This window comes from Bacillus cereus group sp. MYBK79-1, assembly GCF_051915365.1.
Lineage (GTDB): Bacteria > Bacillota > Bacilli > Bacillales > Bacillaceae_G > Bacillus_A.
Genome location: NZ_JBQAEO010000001.1, coordinates 543,691 through 560,853, shown reverse-complemented (window position 1 = coordinate 560,853; position 17,163 = coordinate 543,691). Strand labels below are relative to the sequence as shown.

The following is a 17,163-nucleotide window of genomic DNA, read 5'->3' as shown; positions in this document are numbered from 1 at the left end:
TTTGAAGGATATATAAAGTCATAACATCACATATTTTGTTTATAATTGTAAATAGTTATTGAAATGTATAAATGATGTTTCTTTTTTATAAATAAAAAGAAAAAAGGAAAAATAATGCAACTTTTTATTTTGCTTATTCGTGTTATATATGAAAGGAGGAGGGGGATGGAGATTGAAGAAATATATAAGGTTTATATAAACGATGTGTATCGGTATTTATTTTCCCTTTCTCGCAGTCATCACGTAGCGGAGGACTTGATGCAAGAGACTTTTTATCGAGCGTATCTTTATTTAGAAGACTATGAAAATCAAAAGGTAAAATCGTGGCTTTTTAAAGTGGCATATCATACGTTTATTGATTTTGTTAGGAAAGAGAAAAAAGTAACTTTTGTAGGAACAGAGGAATTAGAGACAATACAAGCGGGGGAATCTACAGAAGAGTACGTAGTCGCAAAAAATAGTTACGAAAAATTAATTCAGATTATTCATGCTTTTCCGGTGATGGAGGCACAAGCTATTTTATTATGTGACGTACATCAATTAACGTACGAAGAGGGTGCGTCTGTATTAGATTTAAAGTTAAACACGTATAAAAGTCACGTATTTCGTGGGAGAAAGAGATTAAAAGAATTGTTACAAGAAGCTCTTCATCAAAGACCGGCTTCACTTCCTGATGGAAAACAGGAGCAAGTGTCGAAAATAGGTAAAAAAAGAGCACGTATTACGAATGTTTTAATTGTATTTACTTTTTTATTACTTATTCAACCTATTTTATATATATCTACACTCTTATATTATACATTGGCACCTACAAACGCAATGGAGATACGGAATGTAGTAAATCAAACGTTAAGTGTAACAGAACCAAATGTATTTTTGAAAGATAGGGATATGGAGCAAACATTGTTACCTCTTAGTTTGCAATTGCATTTTGATTTGTATAAAAGAGTAGGCAAGAAAGATATTCGAATAGGGGAAGAGAAAACAGATTATGTATTTAGTAGAGCAACAAAAGTAAGTCGTGAATATACAACAGATGAAAAAATTCCAGAAATCCTATATGCAGATAATGAGGTGTTGTCTCACCCTAATAACTATAATACGTCGTACAATAGTAGCGATGAAGCGCAAGTATTAAAAGGCCTTCCGCAAGAATCTGTTGTAGAAGCATTTGTATCTTTTAGGGAATTATTAAGTGTACAAGAGGTAACAGATATGTTTTCTACTATTGATATTGTGTGGTATGCCGTTAATACAGGATTAGAGGAGAAGCAAATGAATAATGAGGGGATGTATGTAGCCCCGATTGGTTTTCCAGCAGATATAATTTCAATGCCAAGTGGTGCTTTTGCAAGTGATTCATCTCATGAGGAACAATTCATTGATGTTTTAAAGTCATTACAGAAGCATGAAAATTTAGCAGTGAAGCTATCTAGAGCGAAAGTATTAGAGTTGTCAAAGCGTATTTCTTTCCTTGAAAAAAATGGGGTAAAAACATACGGGGCAGTTGTAACTGGGCCTAAAGTAGAAATTGAAAAATTGATGAGCCATGAAAAAGTTAGAAACTTGAAAGTAGGTGAAGTGAGGTTATGGAATTGGCATTCTTAAAAAAAGAAAGAATTATATTTATAAACAGGAAACGTGGATGGGGACTATTTCATTAATTATTGCCTTTCTAGCGTTATTGTATTTGAACATTATATTGCTTATCCAAGAAACATTCATAGGTAAAGGTTTTCTGCAAATAGTTGGTATTGGAGTGGTGTGCTCAGTTGTAGGTATGATTACAAAAAGCAAAAGTCGAAAATATGCATTGTGGGCATGTAGTTTATTTGTTTTTATGCTGCTGTTTGCTGTATTTGGATTTATGTTAGGTTGGATGATAAGCTTTGGGCCATAAATATGTGGGGAAGAGCGAATGTAGATTCGCTCTTTTTGTATTGAAAGTAAAATAGATAAGAGAAGAATCCATTAAATTTGAATGGATTGCACTATACATCTAGGTTGTGTTTTTATTAATATGATTTCCTCTCAAGTGTATATAAATAGGCGACTAGTATAATGCTAAAACAATAGCTCGTCCAATCATCACGAATTCCTTTTACATAATATGTAGTAATAAGCATGAAGGGGGAACTAGTATGTATTGCTATTACTACTGTAAGTATTGTAAAGAGTATAAAAAGGAACAGCATGATTGTTGTAAGAACACGAGTAAGTGTAATGACAACAAGGATAAGCTTGTTAGGGCATCAGCATTTAGAGCTAGAAATACGGTTGATCAAACGGTTCCTGCTAATAATTTTGTAAAGGTATTGTTCCAAAATGAACAATTTGATTTGGCAAATGAGTATAATCCCGCAACTTCTATTTTTATTCCGAAGACTAGAGGGGTTTACTCTATTATTGGAACGATTGGTTTTTTTCCAAACGATCCTAGCTTAAATTATAGAGCTCGTGTAGAAATTCGTGTGAATGGAAACGCAGCAATAGCTATAGATAATGACTTTTTCGGTCCAATCAGTTTTGGAAATGTAGTAAGTGTTTCGACAATCATTCAATTGAATGAAGGAGATCAAGTTGAGGTTTATGCGCAAAGTAGCATAGACGGAGTTTTAAGTCCTTTAGAAGACGGTTCACATTTTGAAGCGGCAAGATTCCCTTCTCCAATTAAATAAAGAAGAGAATAAAATAATTTTCAGTAGGTTTAGTGAATCCCCTTTACCAAATGGTAGGGGATTATTATTGTTTTTCTAAAATATATAAGTAAATAGGTTAAATCTAGTTTATTTCAGCAGCATTTCGGATGATAGGAAGTAAGGGTGAAAGAGCTATCTTATTTTGAGTATTATATTTTCTATAGATAATAAAAAGAGTACAACGAAACTAGTAACATGATGGTGAAAGTTCTTTACCATTACATTTGCTAGTTATTTTACGTCTTTTTTCTTTACTATATAGAAATTACATATTTAACGTAGGTTTGTGTAGGTACTGTTATTGTATGGAAAGGAATAACAGTAAGGAAATTACACTATATAAAAATAAAATAAATCCTAAGATGAGTAGTATTGGATGCAACTTGAACATGTTTGACCTCCTTGAGTATATAAAGATTTTAATTCATCTATGGTCAATTTAGAAGGGAAATGTTTTAGATGAATCACGTTTGAATAAATATACTAATGTAACAGAGGAGTATTGCTCGGTACACCTTGATTAAATTGTTTATAAAGAGCAGGTGGATTTATCACACGTGAAATATAAAAGTAAACAGGTTGATATGCACAGGATGAGGGATAAATAAAAAAAGAGCATACATAAACAGTAAGCTCTAAAGAAAGATAGGTTTTATGAGTGGATAATCTCCATACGATAATATATGCTCGGTTAATTAAAATGTGTGAAAATCAATAGATTATCATGAAATGAGTAATTTTAGTCTTTTACTGAAGTCGTTAAGCTAACCAAATTGTGGATAGAATGGATTAACAATTGGATAATGAACGCACTTCAATTTCATATTTTTTGTAGTTTGGATATTGCGTAATAGTTTGACACTTAGGTGTGGAAAGTTGATTAATTATAGAAACATTTGTAATTACCTCGTTACAAGGGCCGAAGAATGTAATTTTTAGTTTGGAATTTGGTGGAACTTTGACCACAATCGGTTTTTTTTTCATGAAATCAGCTCCTAAGATGCAGTATTGTATACTGCATTTTTTTGTTTCAATTATAAAGTCTTATTAATATATAATATGAAATTTTAGTTGAGTTGATAATGATATGGAGCTTTATAGCGTGATCATTATGTAGCAAATTAGTAGAAGTATAACTGGTAAATTGTATATTTTGAAAAAAATATCGATCCCCTGTAATATTTGAACAAAAAGAACATGATACATAGTTTTTTCAAATGAAATGAATTACATGTGGAAAACACATTGTTAACACATGTACACTGTATAGTTATTCTTATATAATAATAAAAGTGAGGTATTTTGAATTGAAAAAGAAAAAGCTATTTTTAGGAACAATTATTTCATGTGTAGTACTGGCATTATCGGCATGTGGTTCCTCAGACAACGTAGTAACATCAAAAGTAGGAAATGTTACAGAGAAAGAGTTAAGTAAGGAATTAAGACAAAAATATGGGGAAAGTACTTTATACCAAATGGTGTTAAGTAAGGCGTTGCTAGATAAATATAAAGTTTCAGATGAGGAAGCAAAAAAACAAGTAGAAGAAGCAAAAGATAAAATGGGTGACAACTTCAAATCGACTTTAGAGCAAGTTGGATTGAAAAATGAAGATGAATTAAAAGAAAAAATGAAGCCAGAAATCGCATTTGAGAAAGCAATTAAAGCGACTGTTACAGAAAAAGATGTAAAAGATAACTATAAACCAGAGATGAAGGTAAGTCACATTTTAGTGAAAGATGAAAAGACTGCTAAAGAAGTGAAAGAAAAAGTAAGTAACGGTGAAGACTTTGCGGCTTTAGCGAAGCAATATTCAGAGGATACTGGTTCAAAAGAACAAGGCGGAGAAATAACTGGTTTTGCTCCAGGGCAAACGGTGAAAGAATTTGAGGAAGCTGCATATAAATTAGATGCAGGACAAGTAAGTGATCCGGTAAAGACAACTTACGGTTATCATATTATTAAAGTGACAGATAAAAAAGAATTGAAGCCATTTGATGAAGTAAAAGATCAAATTCGTAAAGATTTAGAACAGCAAAGACTACAAGATACAACAGGTAAATGGAAACAACAAGTAGTCAATGATTTATTGAAAGATGCTGATATTAAGGTGAATAATAAAGAATTTAAAAATACATTTGAATTTCTAGAAAAGAAATAATGACTGTAATTAGAAAAGGGAACCTTTATAGGTTCCCTTTTCTAATTAGTGTGTGAGTTATAAATAGATAGTAAGACAATACAATATTACATTTAAATATTAAGAATTACAATGGAAATTTATGTAATTCTTATAAAGGTGATTAATCATTACTTCATAGAATATTGATATTATAATGTTTTATTTATTTAATTTCATTAAATATAAAGTTAATTTATTAATTGTATTTCACTATTTGTAAGCAGTATGATTTGCGTGGGCTAATTATTAGCCGGAAATGAACAAAACTTGAATTGAATTAAGTTTTACTTTATTGGTGTTAATAAACATAATTTGCAGAATGAAACATACAATAATATTGATGTTATATGAAGGGGAAAGTAGAGCATTCTAATAAAATGGATGTTCTTTTTAGTATGGAATTTTCAGAGGAAGAATGAACATTTTTACATGGATTATTGAATAGATAAATATATTACGTAGGAGGAGAACATGTGAAAGTAATCTTCCAAAGAGAAGGCGGAGGGAAAATTTTTGAATCGTATGATGAAGATATAAGTAACTTATTAGCGATTTTATATGAAACGAAAGGGATTAAGATCGGGATGGTTGAGTATGAAGTATTAAAATACGAATTAGAGTATTTTCGTAATCCGAAAAAAGCAGTAACAGAGAGAGAGTTACATATAATAGTACAACCAAAATTTATTGAATAATAAGGGCCAATTATTTTTGAGTAGTTTTATACAGTATGTATGAAAAGAGAGTATTTAAATTGCTCTCTTTTCATAGAAATTTTGTGAGTTCGTTCTTTATAATATATGCTTTCGTTTATGGATGGTTAATAAACTTGAAAATTAAAACTTTTTAGTTTAGGCAGGAATTTTATATTTGAGTAGATAAATGTTCATATAAATTGTTTTTTATAAGAATATTGGAGGAGTAAAAATGAGTTTAGCAAGTTATATAGGTTGCAATGTAGAAATTCCGTTAACAGATCCAGATTCTAATGATGTAATTGTTTTTGGATCGTGCTTTTCAGATGAAAGTATGCGTGAAATTGTACAAGAGTTTCAATTTCAAACAAGTTACACGTATGAAGTTTCAACGAGTTGGGGCATTGAGCTCGTTGAGTGTCAAAGTGCAAGGGAGAAGAAAGAAGCTAAAAAAAAGCTATTAGCTTTATGCTCGATTATGGAAAGCTATTTAAATGATGGGGACTATTTTGAATTATTCAGTTGTTGGGTTGGTGATGAAGATAAAGAACGAGCGGGAGAGTTAAAATTAAAAATAAATCATTTCAATGTAGATGAAATTTGTATTCCGGAAAGAACTCTTGTCAGAATAGAAAAATAAATATAGAAATATACGTTATTAGAAAAAGCGACTTCACTTTGTATGAAGTCGCTTTTTTAGTTGATTTGTGAACGTCCTATTAAATAAGAAGTGAAAAGCTCATTTGATGAAGAAAAAATAAATGATTTAAATTATAAAAATATAAATATATCTCTTCTCAAAAGAACGTAGGTTCGTGTATAATTAGAACGAATGTTCTTGTGGTATGTATAATATAAGATTTAGAAAGAATGTGAAACATTATTTACGGACAGTTGATTTTCAATTTACTTTTCTCGCCTGTAGCGAATATTGAGGTATGAGCTTTACTGTCTGTTAATGTGGCATAAATATGAGCCAAGAAATTATGAAAGAATAATCGAAGAACAATATGTATGAAATAAAATGGATAAATGATTAAGGAGATTAAGAAATGAATAATATAAAGGTGCAAAAAGAAGAAAGAGAATGGGTTCCATTTACAGTAATGTCGGAACAGTTGTTAAGTATGCGAAAGGTTATTGGAGAGAAGTTTAAAGTACAAAAAACGCTTTTAACAAACGAAGCGAAAGAGAAAATTTCAGAAAAATTATTAACGTCGTTATTGTCTGAGAAAGAAATATTAGTGACATATTTTGAAGATGGATACATACTAACAAGCTATATGACAGTTGTACATATAAACCCACTAAAGTGCATTGTAATATGTACTGACGCTTTTTATAAAACATATGTATTTAATACTGCGGATATTATTGAAATAACGTAAAGGAAGCTGAAATTTAAATTTTAGCTTCCTTTACGTTATGTTAGATGAGGGATATATATAATGAAACGAAAAAGCAGCTAGCTCCATACTAGCTGCTAAGCCCCAGGGAAAGGGAGAAAAAGATAGGGTACTCCAAAAATCAACAATAGCTGTGTAACAGCCTGATTATAGTATAGACAAATTTAAAATTCTTAAACAGAACGATGAAAAAAATAGGACTAGGCTGTACCCACTTGGTTTTGATCTGCAAGGTCAGAATCAAACGTATTAGTCGCGCTCACGCCATTAAAAGTATTAACAACAAAACCAACGTTTGAAGCACCAGATCCATTATAAGCCTTCGTATTTTCTTTCGGAGAAACGTTGTAGAAATCACCTAAGTTAAATGAACCGTTACTATTTTGTACAACTAAATTCCCTACAACTGAGGGCATAGTTTTCACCCGCTTTACAATCATTTGTTAACAATACTATATGGTCTTATAGTCCAAATGGTTCATGTAACAAAAATTGTGGAATAGTAAAATGTTTGAAGTGTAGCTTAATACCGCAATAAAAGTATGTTAAAATTAATGTAAGGTTGAGTAATTAAAAATAACAATTGTATAATTAATATATACGAAATCAAAGGAGGCAAAATGTAATGAATAATGTTATAAAAAAAGTAGATTTAACAGATGCAAAATCAAGTAATCTTGTTGCGCTTATTTATAGCAATGAAGTTATTTTGGTTGAAGAAGCATTTTGTCCAAATGAAATAAAATTAAAGTTTAATGAAATTGCAATTTTATCGGCTATTAAAACAGCGCATATAATGAAAGTATCCATTAGAAAAGAACTGGAAGCAATTTTTCATGACACAGGTGTTTTATTTGTGAAGCATAGTGTTGATTATGGTAACAGTCAATCTATCACTATGCATTTTGAGCAATTTAAAAAGTTGCAAAATGAGATTGAGAATTTAAATAAAAGTAGGTAATCTAGGTGTAGCTTATATGTATCGGTGTGAGAAATGCGGGAGAGAGAAACTGAAATATAAGAACAATAACGAAATAAATAATGATTTTTTGAGATATAAGCAAGAGTAACTGTTATGGTTACTCTTTTTGTTTACATAAAAACTCCTTCTAAAGTATGAAATGAGTTGATACTTTAGTAAATGGCTGAACGAATAGGAAGGGTGTAAAATGTTGTAAAGGAGGAGAGGTACATGAAGCGAAACGAAATTGGAAAAATTGTAATGATTACAGGAGTGACGCAAGGATTAGGACGTGCAATGGTTGATCGATTTCATGAATTGGGATGGAATATATATGGATGTGGACGTTCAAAAGAAAAAATTGAAGAATTGAAAAAATATTACGGTAATATACATGATTTTCAAATAATTGATGTTTCAGACTCTCAGCAAGTAAGTAGTTGGGCAAATTATATACTTCATAGAAATAGAGCACCAGATTTGTTAATAAATAATGCGTCGATTGTTAATGAAAATGCACCACTGTGGAAAGTAACCGCTCAAGAATTCGAAAAGATAATGAATGTAAACGTAAATGGTGTAGTAAATGTAATTCGGGCATTTGTCCCAGCGATGGTAGCTAGGAAAGAAGGAATGATTATTAATATGAGTTCTAGTTGGGGCCGAGAAGGGGAAGCTGAGCTGGCGCCATATTGTGCCTCAAAGTTTGCAATTGAAGGTATCACGAAATCTATGGCACTTGAATTGCCTTATGGTATGGCTGTTGTTGCTTTAGATCCGGGCGGAAGTATCAGGACCCCAATGCTGTATTCATGTGCACCACAGTATGTAAATGAATCACCCACACCTGAAATGTGGTCACATAATGCGATTCAATATATATTGAGTATAACAATAGATAAAAATGGAGCTTCATTGACATGCCCAGAATGTATGTAAATATGTATTGAATTAGCATATTTTCGGTGATACACACTTTGTATAAAAAAGTACCTTAAAGGTGCTTTTTTTGTATTTTTAACACATTATAGAATGCACAAAATTACATGTGGAAAATAAATATGAGAAAGAGGATGCCATTTATGTATTTCGAAAGCAGTAGAAAATTTCTAAATAGGTGATAAGAATGAATCCAAGCGGTTTAAAAGTGACGGGAGCATGGTTTCAAGTAGGAGGAAATCTTACGGCGGCTATTGGGACGACAAGAGGGTTTATTGGAGAAAAGAAAGTTGAATCAGATCTTGTAATTGTAGGAAGCTCATTACAAGCCCTCGGGTATATATTACAAATTATATCGAGTAATGATACCGAAGATGAAGCTGAAAGAGAAAACCAAAATATGTGTTTGGAAAATAAAAGTGAAATGCTCGATAAAATGGGCATTGAGTTATTAGCATTAGGGAATATATCAAATGTAATAGGAACATATTTTAATATAAATGAACAATTGAAAGAGAATGATTATCTCATAATTGTCGGGAACAGTTTACAATCGATCGGTGCTTTTTTAGGAGTAGAAGCAGCTTTGCTTCAGATGAAAGCAATACAGAGAATTATAATACTAGGTAATTCTTTGCAAAGTTTAGGTGCTGGACTTCAAGCGTATCAAGGTATTATTAATGTATCGAAGAATGGAAAAGAAAAGGGAAACAGTATGATTGATAAAAAGAATGAGAAGATAATAGCACTCATTGGTGTTTGGATACAAGCGATAGGAACTGCTATTTCTGCGATTGGATTAACTATAATAGAAAAAGAAGAAAGTTTAGAAAAAATAAAAATATGAAAATACACATTTGATAAAGGAAGGGGAATTTCAATTTTACATACGTGGTAAGATTGAAGTAGTAGGTTTTTAGGCATTTGAATAGAATATATAAGAGTAGAAAAGTTTTTCATGCTTAATTGGAATGTATGAAATATAAAAATAATTGGTTTTGTTAGCGTATGAAAAGAAGAGAGATAAAAAAATACAAAACAAGGGGTTTTTAAGAGATGATGTATTTATTGGCAATTCTACTACCACCTGTAGCCGTATTAATTTGTGGAAAACCATTTCAAGCAATCATTAACTTCATATTAACATTAATTTTTTGGGTTCCAGGCGTTATACATGCGATATTAGTTGTACATGATAAAAAAGCAGACCGGAGATTAAAAAAACAAATTCAAGCATATGATCAAATGAATAATAGGGATAGAAGATAGCTAAGTCGTGAAATGATTGTAAAAAGAAAGGGGGGACTACCTCCTTTCTTTTTTTCATTCTGTTTAAGTTTAAATTTTAGTATAGCGGTAAGAATTTTTAATATAAGTATTGTGATAATTAGTTTTAGATTGTGCGCTTAATAAACCGGTGTAAATGTTTTCAGGTACGTTAAAGAAATCATACATTCCATTCTTTAATTGAATGCGTAAAATCATAGAAAAAGGATTATAGCCAACAGCAACTATATTTTTTGAAATCACGGGAGATAGCTCCATCATTACGCAACTCCTCACTTTTCATTTTTTAATATTTCTTGTAGATGTTGGGGTTGTGGTGTTGAAATCCATATAATTAAAGAGGTATTATACTTATATGCAATATATTAAATGTTCGTTATACGTAATTATAAGGAAGTTCACACGAAGTACATATCGTTGTGCTATTTTTATTTCACCTTTGATTTATAAATAAGAAAATATTGACCATTTGAAAAAAAGGTATATTATTTATACGAGGTATGAAAAATTCACTTTTTACATCCTATGCTTAAAGGGGCAGCATTATTAGGAAAAATAGAAGTGAAATAGTTTGTATAAGAAGTATTCTAAAATTTATAATCTGTGAATTAGGAAAATATTGAATGCTCCAGGTCAATATACTTTCTTAATTAAATTCAGTTTAGAAAGTGACCTCAATATTTTTAAGTAAATCAACGGGAGAATTGAAAGGCAGGAGAAAGTAACATGTCAGAAAATTATCGTTCTCGAGAGGAGCGACGACAAGTTAAAAAGAAAAAACAGCCAGCTTCTAAAACACAAAAACCAAAAGGGAAAACTTCATTCTTTCGTAAGTTTTTAATTACTTGTTTATTACTTGGTATTGTTGGTTTAGTGGCGGGGGTTGCTACCTTCTTCGTAATGATTAAGGACGCACCTAAACTTGAGAAAGCAAAACTTGTTAATCCGTTATCCTCAAAAATTTATGATAAAAATGGCGATTTGGTATATGAATATGGGAAAGAGAAACGGACGAATGTTACGTATGATCAAATTCCTAAATTAGTAGAAAATGCATTTTTAGCAACAGAAGATGCACGTTTTTATGAGCATAGCGGAGTAGACTTTAAAGGTACTGCCCGTGCAGTTTTGGTGAGTCTTAAAGGAGATTACGGTTCTCAAGGTGGAAGTACAATAACGCAGCAGGTTATTAAAAACTACTTCTTATCGATGGAAAAAACATCAAAACGTAAAGTTCAGGAAATATATTTAGCGTATAAGCTAGAACAACAATATTCTAAACATGAAATTTTAGAAATGTATTTAAATAAAATTAATTTAGGAAACCGTTCATATGGTATCGCAACAGCAGCACAAAACTACTACGGTAAAGAATTAAAAGAGTTAACATTACCAGAAGTTGCGATGCTTGCAGGTTTACCGAAAGCACCGAATAACTATGATCCAACGAAAACGGACAATATTCAAAGAGCAACAGAAAGAAGAGATGTTGTATTAAAATTAATGAATCGACATGGTTATATTACGAAGGCAGAAATGGAAGAAGCTTCGAAAGTTAAAGTAACAGATGGACTTAAGACAGCAACGGAACTTCAAGCAATGCCACATACTGCATTTATGGATGCAGTAGTGAAAGAAGTAGAAAAGGAAATACCAGATGTTAATATTGGGTCAGATGGTTTAGAGATCTATACAACATTAGACCCGAAAGCACAGGAATTTGCGGATAAGATTTTAAATGAAAATATTATTAATTATCCAAATGATAAATTCCAAGGGGCTTTCACATTTATGGATACGAAAACCGGTGAGGTTCGTGCTATAGGTAGTGGGCGCGGTGAAAATAAAGCAGTATTTAAAGGGCATAATATGGCAATTGAACTAGATCGTGCAGCTGGTTCAACGATGAAGCCAATCTTTGATTACGGTCCTGCAATTGAATACTTAAAATGGGCTACGTATCATCAAATTGATGATTCTCCATTTAAATATTCAACTGGACAAGAACTTCGAAATGCGGACAGAAGTCATTTAGGTCCAATTACTATGCGTGAAGCGTTAAAAATGTCGCGTAACGTTCCAGCAGTTAAAACTGCAAAAGAAGTAGGACTTAATAAATCGAAGGAATTCTCTGAGAAATTAGGTATTACATTTAATAAAACACCGATGGAATCTACAGCTATTGGTACAAACGAAGTATCACCAACTGAAATGGCGGGTGCTTATGCGACATTTGGTAATGGTGGAAAGTATGCAAAACCGCATTTTGTTAAGAAAGTAGTTTATCCAGACGGCAAGTCACAAAGTTTTGAGCAAAAACCAAAACAAGTTATAGCTGACTCAACAGCATATATGATTACTGATATGCTCCGTTCAGTAGTAACATCAGGTACTGGTACAGCAGCAAATATAAGTTCTTTAGATGTAGCTGGTAAAACAGGTACAACAAACTATGATTCAAAACAACTAGCGAAATATAACATTCCAGAAAGTGCAACCAGAGATAGCTGGTTTGCAGGTTATACGCCGCAATATACGATGGCGGTATGGACTGGATATATGAAAGATGGTAAAGACGAGTATATTAGTAGTAAAAATACGAAAATTGCACAGTTGATCTTTAAAGAAATGATGAGTCAGTTTGCAACTGACAAATCACGCTTTAAAATACCAAATAGTGTTGTCCAAGAAGGTAGTGAGCTACGTATAAAAGGGGAAAAACGTGATTCTTCTCCAAATACGAGCGTACAGGATACAACAGAACAACCGAAACAAGGTCAACAGCAAAAGACTGAAGAAGAGAAAAAGCAAGAAGAATTAAAGAAACAAGAAGAACTAAAAAAACAAGAAGAACAAAAGAAACAAGAGGAACTTAAGAAGCAAGAAGAACAAAAGAAACTAGAAGAGCAAAAGAAACAAGAAGAAGAAAAGAAACAAAATGAACAAAATAATGGGAATGGCCAAGGAACGACACCTCCAGCAAATAACGGAGGAGGCCAAGGAAATACAACACCTCCAGCAAATAACGGAGGAGGTCAAGGAAATACAACACCTCCAGCAAATAACGGAGGAGGCCAGGGAAATACAACACCTCCAGCGAATAATGGAGGAGGCCAAGGAACAACACCTCCAGCAAATAATGGAGGAGATCAAGGAAATACAACTCCACCAGCGACCACACAACCAGATGCTGGTGGAAATGCAGGAGAGGCCCCTGTTAATAATGGGCAATAAGAAGATTTTATAAAAAATATTATAAAGCACTTAAGGTTTGTAAAAAATTACAATCTTAAGTGCTTTTTTCGTTTAAATGTTGTAGCTAATAGGTGATGTATTTTAAATGTTAAAAGTACCGTAGAAATTTTGGAAGTAAATAGAAGGGAAATGATAAAAAACTTGAGCCTGAGGTAGTGGAGGATAACTTTGGCTATGAAAGGTGGTACTACTTGGATGTGAGCCATGATGCCAAAATGAGGGAGTAACTTGACCGGGAATTTGATATTGTTGCCAAGTTGCAGGGAGTTCAATGCCAACATCCGAACTTGCCGTATGGACCACTGGAACGTGTATGGATGGAACGGATGGAACCGCTGCAGTTATTCTTGGTAATACCCACATAGTAATGATCACTCCTAAGTTTCAATAATAAAATAGTATATTCTATTCACACATATAAAGGTACATATAGATAGGACTTTAGGCTAAAACACAAATATAAAGTCGTAAGACCAATTTAGATTGATGGTGGACCATTTATTATAAAAAGATACGTCTATTTACGGAGGGAAAAGGGGCCGAGAAAATGTAAAATGGAGGTGTTAATTGCAATAACTTACGTGTTTATCCCACTTTAATGGGCAGTAAGAACCCCACCTCAAAATTCAGCGAAAGCAAAGAATTTAGGTGGGGGATCAACTGCCCATAAAAGTCCGATTGGTTCAACTAATAATCAGTGGGGATGAAGAAAACCCCCACTGATTAAAGTTTCACTTTATGGAGGAATTTTAATGGAACGATTATGGACGAAATCATTTATTCAAATGACTTTCGCGATGTTATTTTTATTTACAGGATTTTATTTACTTGTACCAACGCTCCCTCTCTTTATTAAAGAGATAGGTGGTAATGAATCGCAAGTAGGACTCATGATGGGACTGTTTACAATAGCTGCAGTTGTAATACGACCGATTATCGGAGGAATGTTAGATCAATATGGTAGAAGATCCTTTATAATTTTCGGACTCATCTTTTTTGGGATAACGATGTATTCTTATAATTTAGCGTCGACTATTGTCCTTTTAGCTGTTTTGCGTGTTATTCATGGAGTAACATGGGCTGTTTCTACAACAGCCGTTGGAACAGCGATAACTGATATTATTCCAGATTCACGCCGTGGTGAAGGTATGGGATGGTACGGGATGGCTATGACAATTGCAATGGCGATCGGCCCGATGATTGGATTATCGGTTGTACAACATTATTCATTTCACGGCTTATTCTTGTTAGCAACCCTTTTATCCTTTATGGCAGTCTTATTATCGTTCATGACGAAAATGCCATTCACACCACAAAAAGAAAAAGGAAAAATACAACTGTTTGAAAAGTCCGTTCTATCCATTACGATTGTTGTGTTCTTTTTATCATTTGCATATGGAGGAATTACGACGTTTTTACCGCTATTTGCATCGTCAATTGATGTGAATCCTGGGACATTCTTTCTTGTATATGCAGTTGCTTTAACGATTGTAAGGCCAATTTCAGGAAAACTATTAGATAAGTATGGAGAAGTATTTATTATACTCCCGGCACTATGTATTACTATTATAGCGATAGTTGTATTAACGATTTCAAATAGTTTAATGGGTGTGGTTATCGCAGCTGCATTATACGGTGTTGGATTCGGTTCAGCACAACCTGCACTGCAAGCTGCGATGCTTACAATTGTTGATCCGAGTAAAAGAGGGGTTGCCAACGCCTCATTCTTTACCGCATTTGATTTAGGGATTGGGCTTGGTGCGATTTTACTTGGAGTTGTTTCGCAAATGTTTGGTTACCGTATTTTATTTGCAGGTAGTGCAATTTCAGGACTAATCGGTTTAATTATTTTTGTTGTTTTTGTAAAACAGCGATTAGGTAAAAAAGAATTTGCGTAAACGAGAGGAACAAAGATGGAAATTTCAATTGAACTTACCGATTTGCAATGGTTAAAGGATAACATATTAATAGTTCAATTCAGCCGGACTATTCTTTAGGGGTAGTTTTTGAGAAATCAGATTGGGAAATCGTATCGATTGAGAAAGAAGACATTCTATTTTCGGAGATGTTTATAATCTTTGGTACTTTAAAAACTATCATTTAGTTGAATGTTACTATGAGGAAACGGAAGAAATTCAATTGAATTATGTAAAATAATAATTTTTTGAAAATAAATAAGTTTTATATAAGAATTATATTGAAGAGATAGTGAAATATATATCATGTAGAAACGAGTTGTATATGTGTACAGCTCGTTTTTTTTATTCTCTTAAGAAAACTGGAAGAATGATATATTCAGCGGGATTTTATGAGTCATCCTTATATTTTGTTTTAATAAGACATGTAAAGAAGTCTGTCCTTTCTTTATAAAATATGAAAATTATTTTTGAAAAATTGTATTGTTACATCGGTAAAAGTGTAGGAAACTTATCATTATAAAATAAATTGAAATCTTCTAAAAACTCTGATACATTGAAATAGAAATGTAGTTTCACAATGTTGTAAAGGCTTACAGTTATGTGCACGAAGATCTATTAGGATTGGAGGAAATAATGATGAAAGCTGAAGAGAAATTTTCCCCGGGATTAGATGGTATAGTGGCAGCGGAGACGAAGATCTCGTTTCTTGATACAGTGAAAGGTGAAATTGTAATTCAAGGGTATGATTTAATCGAACTCTCAAAAACAAAAGAGTATTTAGACATTGTGCACCTTTTATTGGAAGAACATCTACCAAATGAGGATGAAAAAGAAAAACTAGAAAAGAAATTAAAAGAAGAATACGCGGTACCAGAAGGTGTATTCAACGTATTAAAGGCGTTACCGAAAGAAACGCACCCGATGGATGGATTGCGTACAGGTGTGTCCGCATTAGCTGGTTACGATAATGATATCGAAAACCGCTCGTTAGAAGTAAACAAAAGCCGTGGGTACAAATTATTGAGTAAAGTACCAAACATTGTAGCGAATAGCTATCATATTTTAAATAATGAAGACCCAATCGAACCTCTTAAGGAATTATCATATAGCGCGAATTTCTTTTATATGTTAACAGGTAAAAAACCAACTGAACTTGAGGAGAAGATCTTTGATCGTTCCCTTGTTTTATATAGTGAACATGAAATGCCAAACTCTACATTTACAGCCCGCGTTATTGCATCAACGCAATCCGACTTATTTGGTGCTTTAACAGGTGCAGTTGCATCTTTAAAAGGTAGCTTACACGGCGGTGCAAACGAAGCAGTTATGTACATGCTTTTAGAAGCTGGTAATGTTGAGAAGTTTGAAGAGTTGTTACAGAAGAAACTATATAACAAAGAAAAAATTATGGGCTTTGGACATCGTGTGTACATGAAGAAGATGGATCCAAGAGCACTGATGATGAAGGAAGCTTTAAAGCAGTTATGTGATGTAAAAGGTGATTATACACTATATGAAATGTGTGAAGCTGGAGAAAAAATTATGGAGAAGGAAAAAGGAATTTATCCGAACCTTGATTATTATGCAGCTCCAGTATATTGGATGCTTGGTATTCCAATTCAACTTTACACACCAATCTTCTTTAGCTCTAGAACAGTGGGACTATGTGCGCACGTAATTGAACAACATGCGAACAATCGATTGTTCCGTCCACGTGTAAATTATGTTGGCGAGCGACATGTACTTAGTAAATAAGAACAACTGGGGAGTTGTTAGCGCCGCCCGCCAGATGGGTGTTTGACCGACACCCATCATTAATAAT

Annotated in this window: 18 protein-coding genes and 2 pseudogenes; 16 read left to right on the top strand and 4 right to left on the bottom strand. The window is 32.9% G+C overall.

The genetic code is table 11. From position 1 onward, the window contains the following. Nucleotides 1–165: 165 nt before the first annotated feature. The 4 genes and pseudogenes from ACTFOB_RS02875 to ACTFOB_RS02860 all read left to right on the top strand — a co-directional run. Nucleotides 166–654: pseudogene (locus ACTFOB_RS02875) on the top strand (sigma-70 family RNA polymerase sigma factor); the annotation flags it as partial. Beyond that, nucleotides 631–1,608 (top strand): anti-sigma factor, encoded by a 978-nt coding sequence (locus ACTFOB_RS02870; RefSeq protein WP_440024789.1) that lies wholly within the window; start codon nucleotides 631–633, stop codon nucleotides 1,606–1,608. The pseudogene ACTFOB_RS02875 and the gene ACTFOB_RS02870, both read left to right, overlap by 24 nt. 37 nt (nucleotides 1,609–1,645) lie before the next feature. Then, nucleotides 1,646–1,900 (top strand): hypothetical protein, encoded by a 255-nt coding sequence (locus ACTFOB_RS02865; RefSeq protein ID WP_440024402.1) that lies wholly within the window; start codon nucleotides 1,646–1,648, stop codon nucleotides 1,898–1,900. Between the two features lie 241 nt (nucleotides 1,901–2,141). After that, nucleotides 2,142–2,678: a C1q-like domain-containing protein gene (locus tag ACTFOB_RS02860; protein ID WP_440024401.1), complete on the top strand. Its 537-nt coding sequence runs from the start codon at nucleotides 2,142–2,144 to the stop codon at nucleotides 2,676–2,678. 810 nt (nucleotides 2,679–3,488) lie between these two features. Here ACTFOB_RS02860 and ACTFOB_RS02855 read toward each other — a convergent pair. Then, the gene (locus ACTFOB_RS02855) at nucleotides 3,489–3,683 is read right to left on the bottom strand and encodes a hypothetical protein (RefSeq protein ID WP_440024400.1); all 195 of its coding nucleotides are present in this window, start codon (nucleotides 3,681–3,683) and stop codon (nucleotides 3,489–3,491) included. Between the two features lie 323 nt (nucleotides 3,684–4,006). Here ACTFOB_RS02855 and ACTFOB_RS02850 point away from each other — a divergent pair, with 323 nt between their 5' ends. From ACTFOB_RS02850 to ACTFOB_RS02835, 4 genes are all read left to right on the top strand, one after another. Beyond that, nucleotides 4,007–4,858, top strand: a complete 852-nt coding sequence (locus tag ACTFOB_RS02850) for a peptidylprolyl isomerase PrsA (protein ID WP_440024399.1) — start codon at nucleotides 4,007–4,009, stop codon at nucleotides 4,856–4,858. A gap of 494 nt (nucleotides 4,859–5,352) precedes the next feature. Next, entirely contained in the window at nucleotides 5,353–5,574 is a 222-nt protein-coding gene (locus ACTFOB_RS02845; protein ID WP_151630289.1) for a hypothetical protein, read from the top strand. A 232-nt stretch (nucleotides 5,575–5,806) separates the two neighbouring features. Beyond that, the gene (locus ACTFOB_RS02840; RefSeq protein ID WP_440024397.1) at nucleotides 5,807–6,214 is read left to right on the top strand and encodes a hypothetical protein; all 408 of its coding nucleotides are present in this window, start codon (nucleotides 5,807–5,809) and stop codon (nucleotides 6,212–6,214) included. 412 nt (nucleotides 6,215–6,626) lie between these two features. Further along, nucleotides 6,627–6,962, top strand: coding sequence for a YolD-like family protein (locus tag ACTFOB_RS02835; protein WP_440024396.1), 336 nt, complete (start codon nucleotides 6,627–6,629; stop codon nucleotides 6,960–6,962). A gap of 218 nt (nucleotides 6,963–7,180) precedes the next feature. Here the strand turns inward: ACTFOB_RS02835 and gerPF are convergent, their stop codons facing one another. Continuing rightward, nucleotides 7,181–7,396 carry a spore germination protein GerPF gene (gene gerPF, locus ACTFOB_RS02830; protein WP_001141565.1) on the bottom strand — a complete coding sequence of 72 codons (216 nt, stop codon included), beginning with the start codon at nucleotides 7,394–7,396 and terminating at the stop codon, nucleotides 7,181–7,183. Nucleotides 7,397–7,605: 209 nt separating this feature from the next. Between gerPF and ACTFOB_RS02825 the strand changes: the two genes are divergently transcribed. From ACTFOB_RS02825 to ACTFOB_RS02810, 4 genes are all read left to right on the top strand, one after another. Continuing rightward, on the top strand, nucleotides 7,606–7,941 hold the full coding sequence (locus ACTFOB_RS02825; RefSeq protein WP_073518359.1) for a hypothetical protein: 336 nt from the start codon (nucleotides 7,606–7,608) through the stop codon (nucleotides 7,939–7,941). Between the two features lie 231 nt (nucleotides 7,942–8,172). Beyond that, entirely contained in the window at nucleotides 8,173–8,880 is a 708-nt protein-coding gene (locus ACTFOB_RS02820; RefSeq protein ID WP_440024395.1) for an SDR family oxidoreductase, read from the top strand. Between the two features lie 187 nt (nucleotides 8,881–9,067). Beyond that, nucleotides 9,068–9,727: a DUF6944 family repetitive protein gene (locus ACTFOB_RS02815; RefSeq protein WP_440024394.1), complete on the top strand. Its 660-nt coding sequence runs from the start codon at nucleotides 9,068–9,070 to the stop codon at nucleotides 9,725–9,727. A gap of 209 nt (nucleotides 9,728–9,936) precedes the next feature. Further along, entirely contained in the window at nucleotides 9,937–10,149 is a 213-nt protein-coding gene (locus tag ACTFOB_RS02810) for a YqaE/Pmp3 family membrane protein (protein WP_440024393.1), read from the top strand. A 69-nt stretch (nucleotides 10,150–10,218) separates the two neighbouring features. Here the strand turns inward: ACTFOB_RS02810 and ACTFOB_RS02805 are convergent, their stop codons facing one another. Next, nucleotides 10,219–10,428: a KTSC domain-containing protein gene (locus tag ACTFOB_RS02805; protein WP_151630294.1), complete on the bottom strand. Its 210-nt coding sequence runs from the start codon at nucleotides 10,426–10,428 to the stop codon at nucleotides 10,219–10,221. A 465-nt stretch (nucleotides 10,429–10,893) separates the two neighbouring features. Here ACTFOB_RS02805 and ACTFOB_RS02800 point away from each other — a divergent pair, with 465 nt between their 5' ends. Then, on the top strand, nucleotides 10,894–13,401 hold the full coding sequence (locus ACTFOB_RS02800) for a PBP1A family penicillin-binding protein (protein ID WP_440024392.1): 2,508 nt from the start codon (nucleotides 10,894–10,896) through the stop codon (nucleotides 13,399–13,401). A gap of 102 nt (nucleotides 13,402–13,503) precedes the next feature. Here ACTFOB_RS02800 and ACTFOB_RS02795 read toward each other — a convergent pair whose 3' ends face one another. After that, the gene (locus ACTFOB_RS02795) at nucleotides 13,504–13,725 is read right to left on the bottom strand and encodes a hypothetical protein (protein ID WP_440024788.1); all 222 of its coding nucleotides are present in this window, start codon (nucleotides 13,723–13,725) and stop codon (nucleotides 13,504–13,506) included. Nucleotides 13,726–14,174: 449 nt separating this feature from the next. Here ACTFOB_RS02795 and ACTFOB_RS02790 point away from each other — a divergent pair, with 449 nt between their 5' ends. The 3 genes and pseudogenes from ACTFOB_RS02790 (at nucleotide 14,175) to mmgD (ending at nucleotide 17,096) form a co-directional block, all read left to right on the top strand. Continuing rightward, nucleotides 14,175–15,320, top strand: coding sequence for an MFS transporter (locus ACTFOB_RS02790; RefSeq protein WP_440024391.1), 1,146 nt, complete (start codon nucleotides 14,175–14,177; stop codon nucleotides 15,318–15,320). A 68-nt stretch (nucleotides 15,321–15,388) separates the two neighbouring features. Continuing rightward, a pseudogene (locus ACTFOB_RS02785) lies at nucleotides 15,389–15,579 on the top strand (hypothetical protein); the annotation flags it as partial. 395 nt (nucleotides 15,580–15,974) lie between these two features. Continuing rightward, nucleotides 15,975–17,096: a citrate synthase gene (gene mmgD, locus ACTFOB_RS02780; RefSeq protein WP_440024390.1), complete on the top strand. Its 1,122-nt coding sequence runs from the start codon at nucleotides 15,975–15,977 to the stop codon at nucleotides 17,094–17,096. The last annotated feature ends 67 nt before the right edge of the window (nucleotides 17,097–17,163 follow it).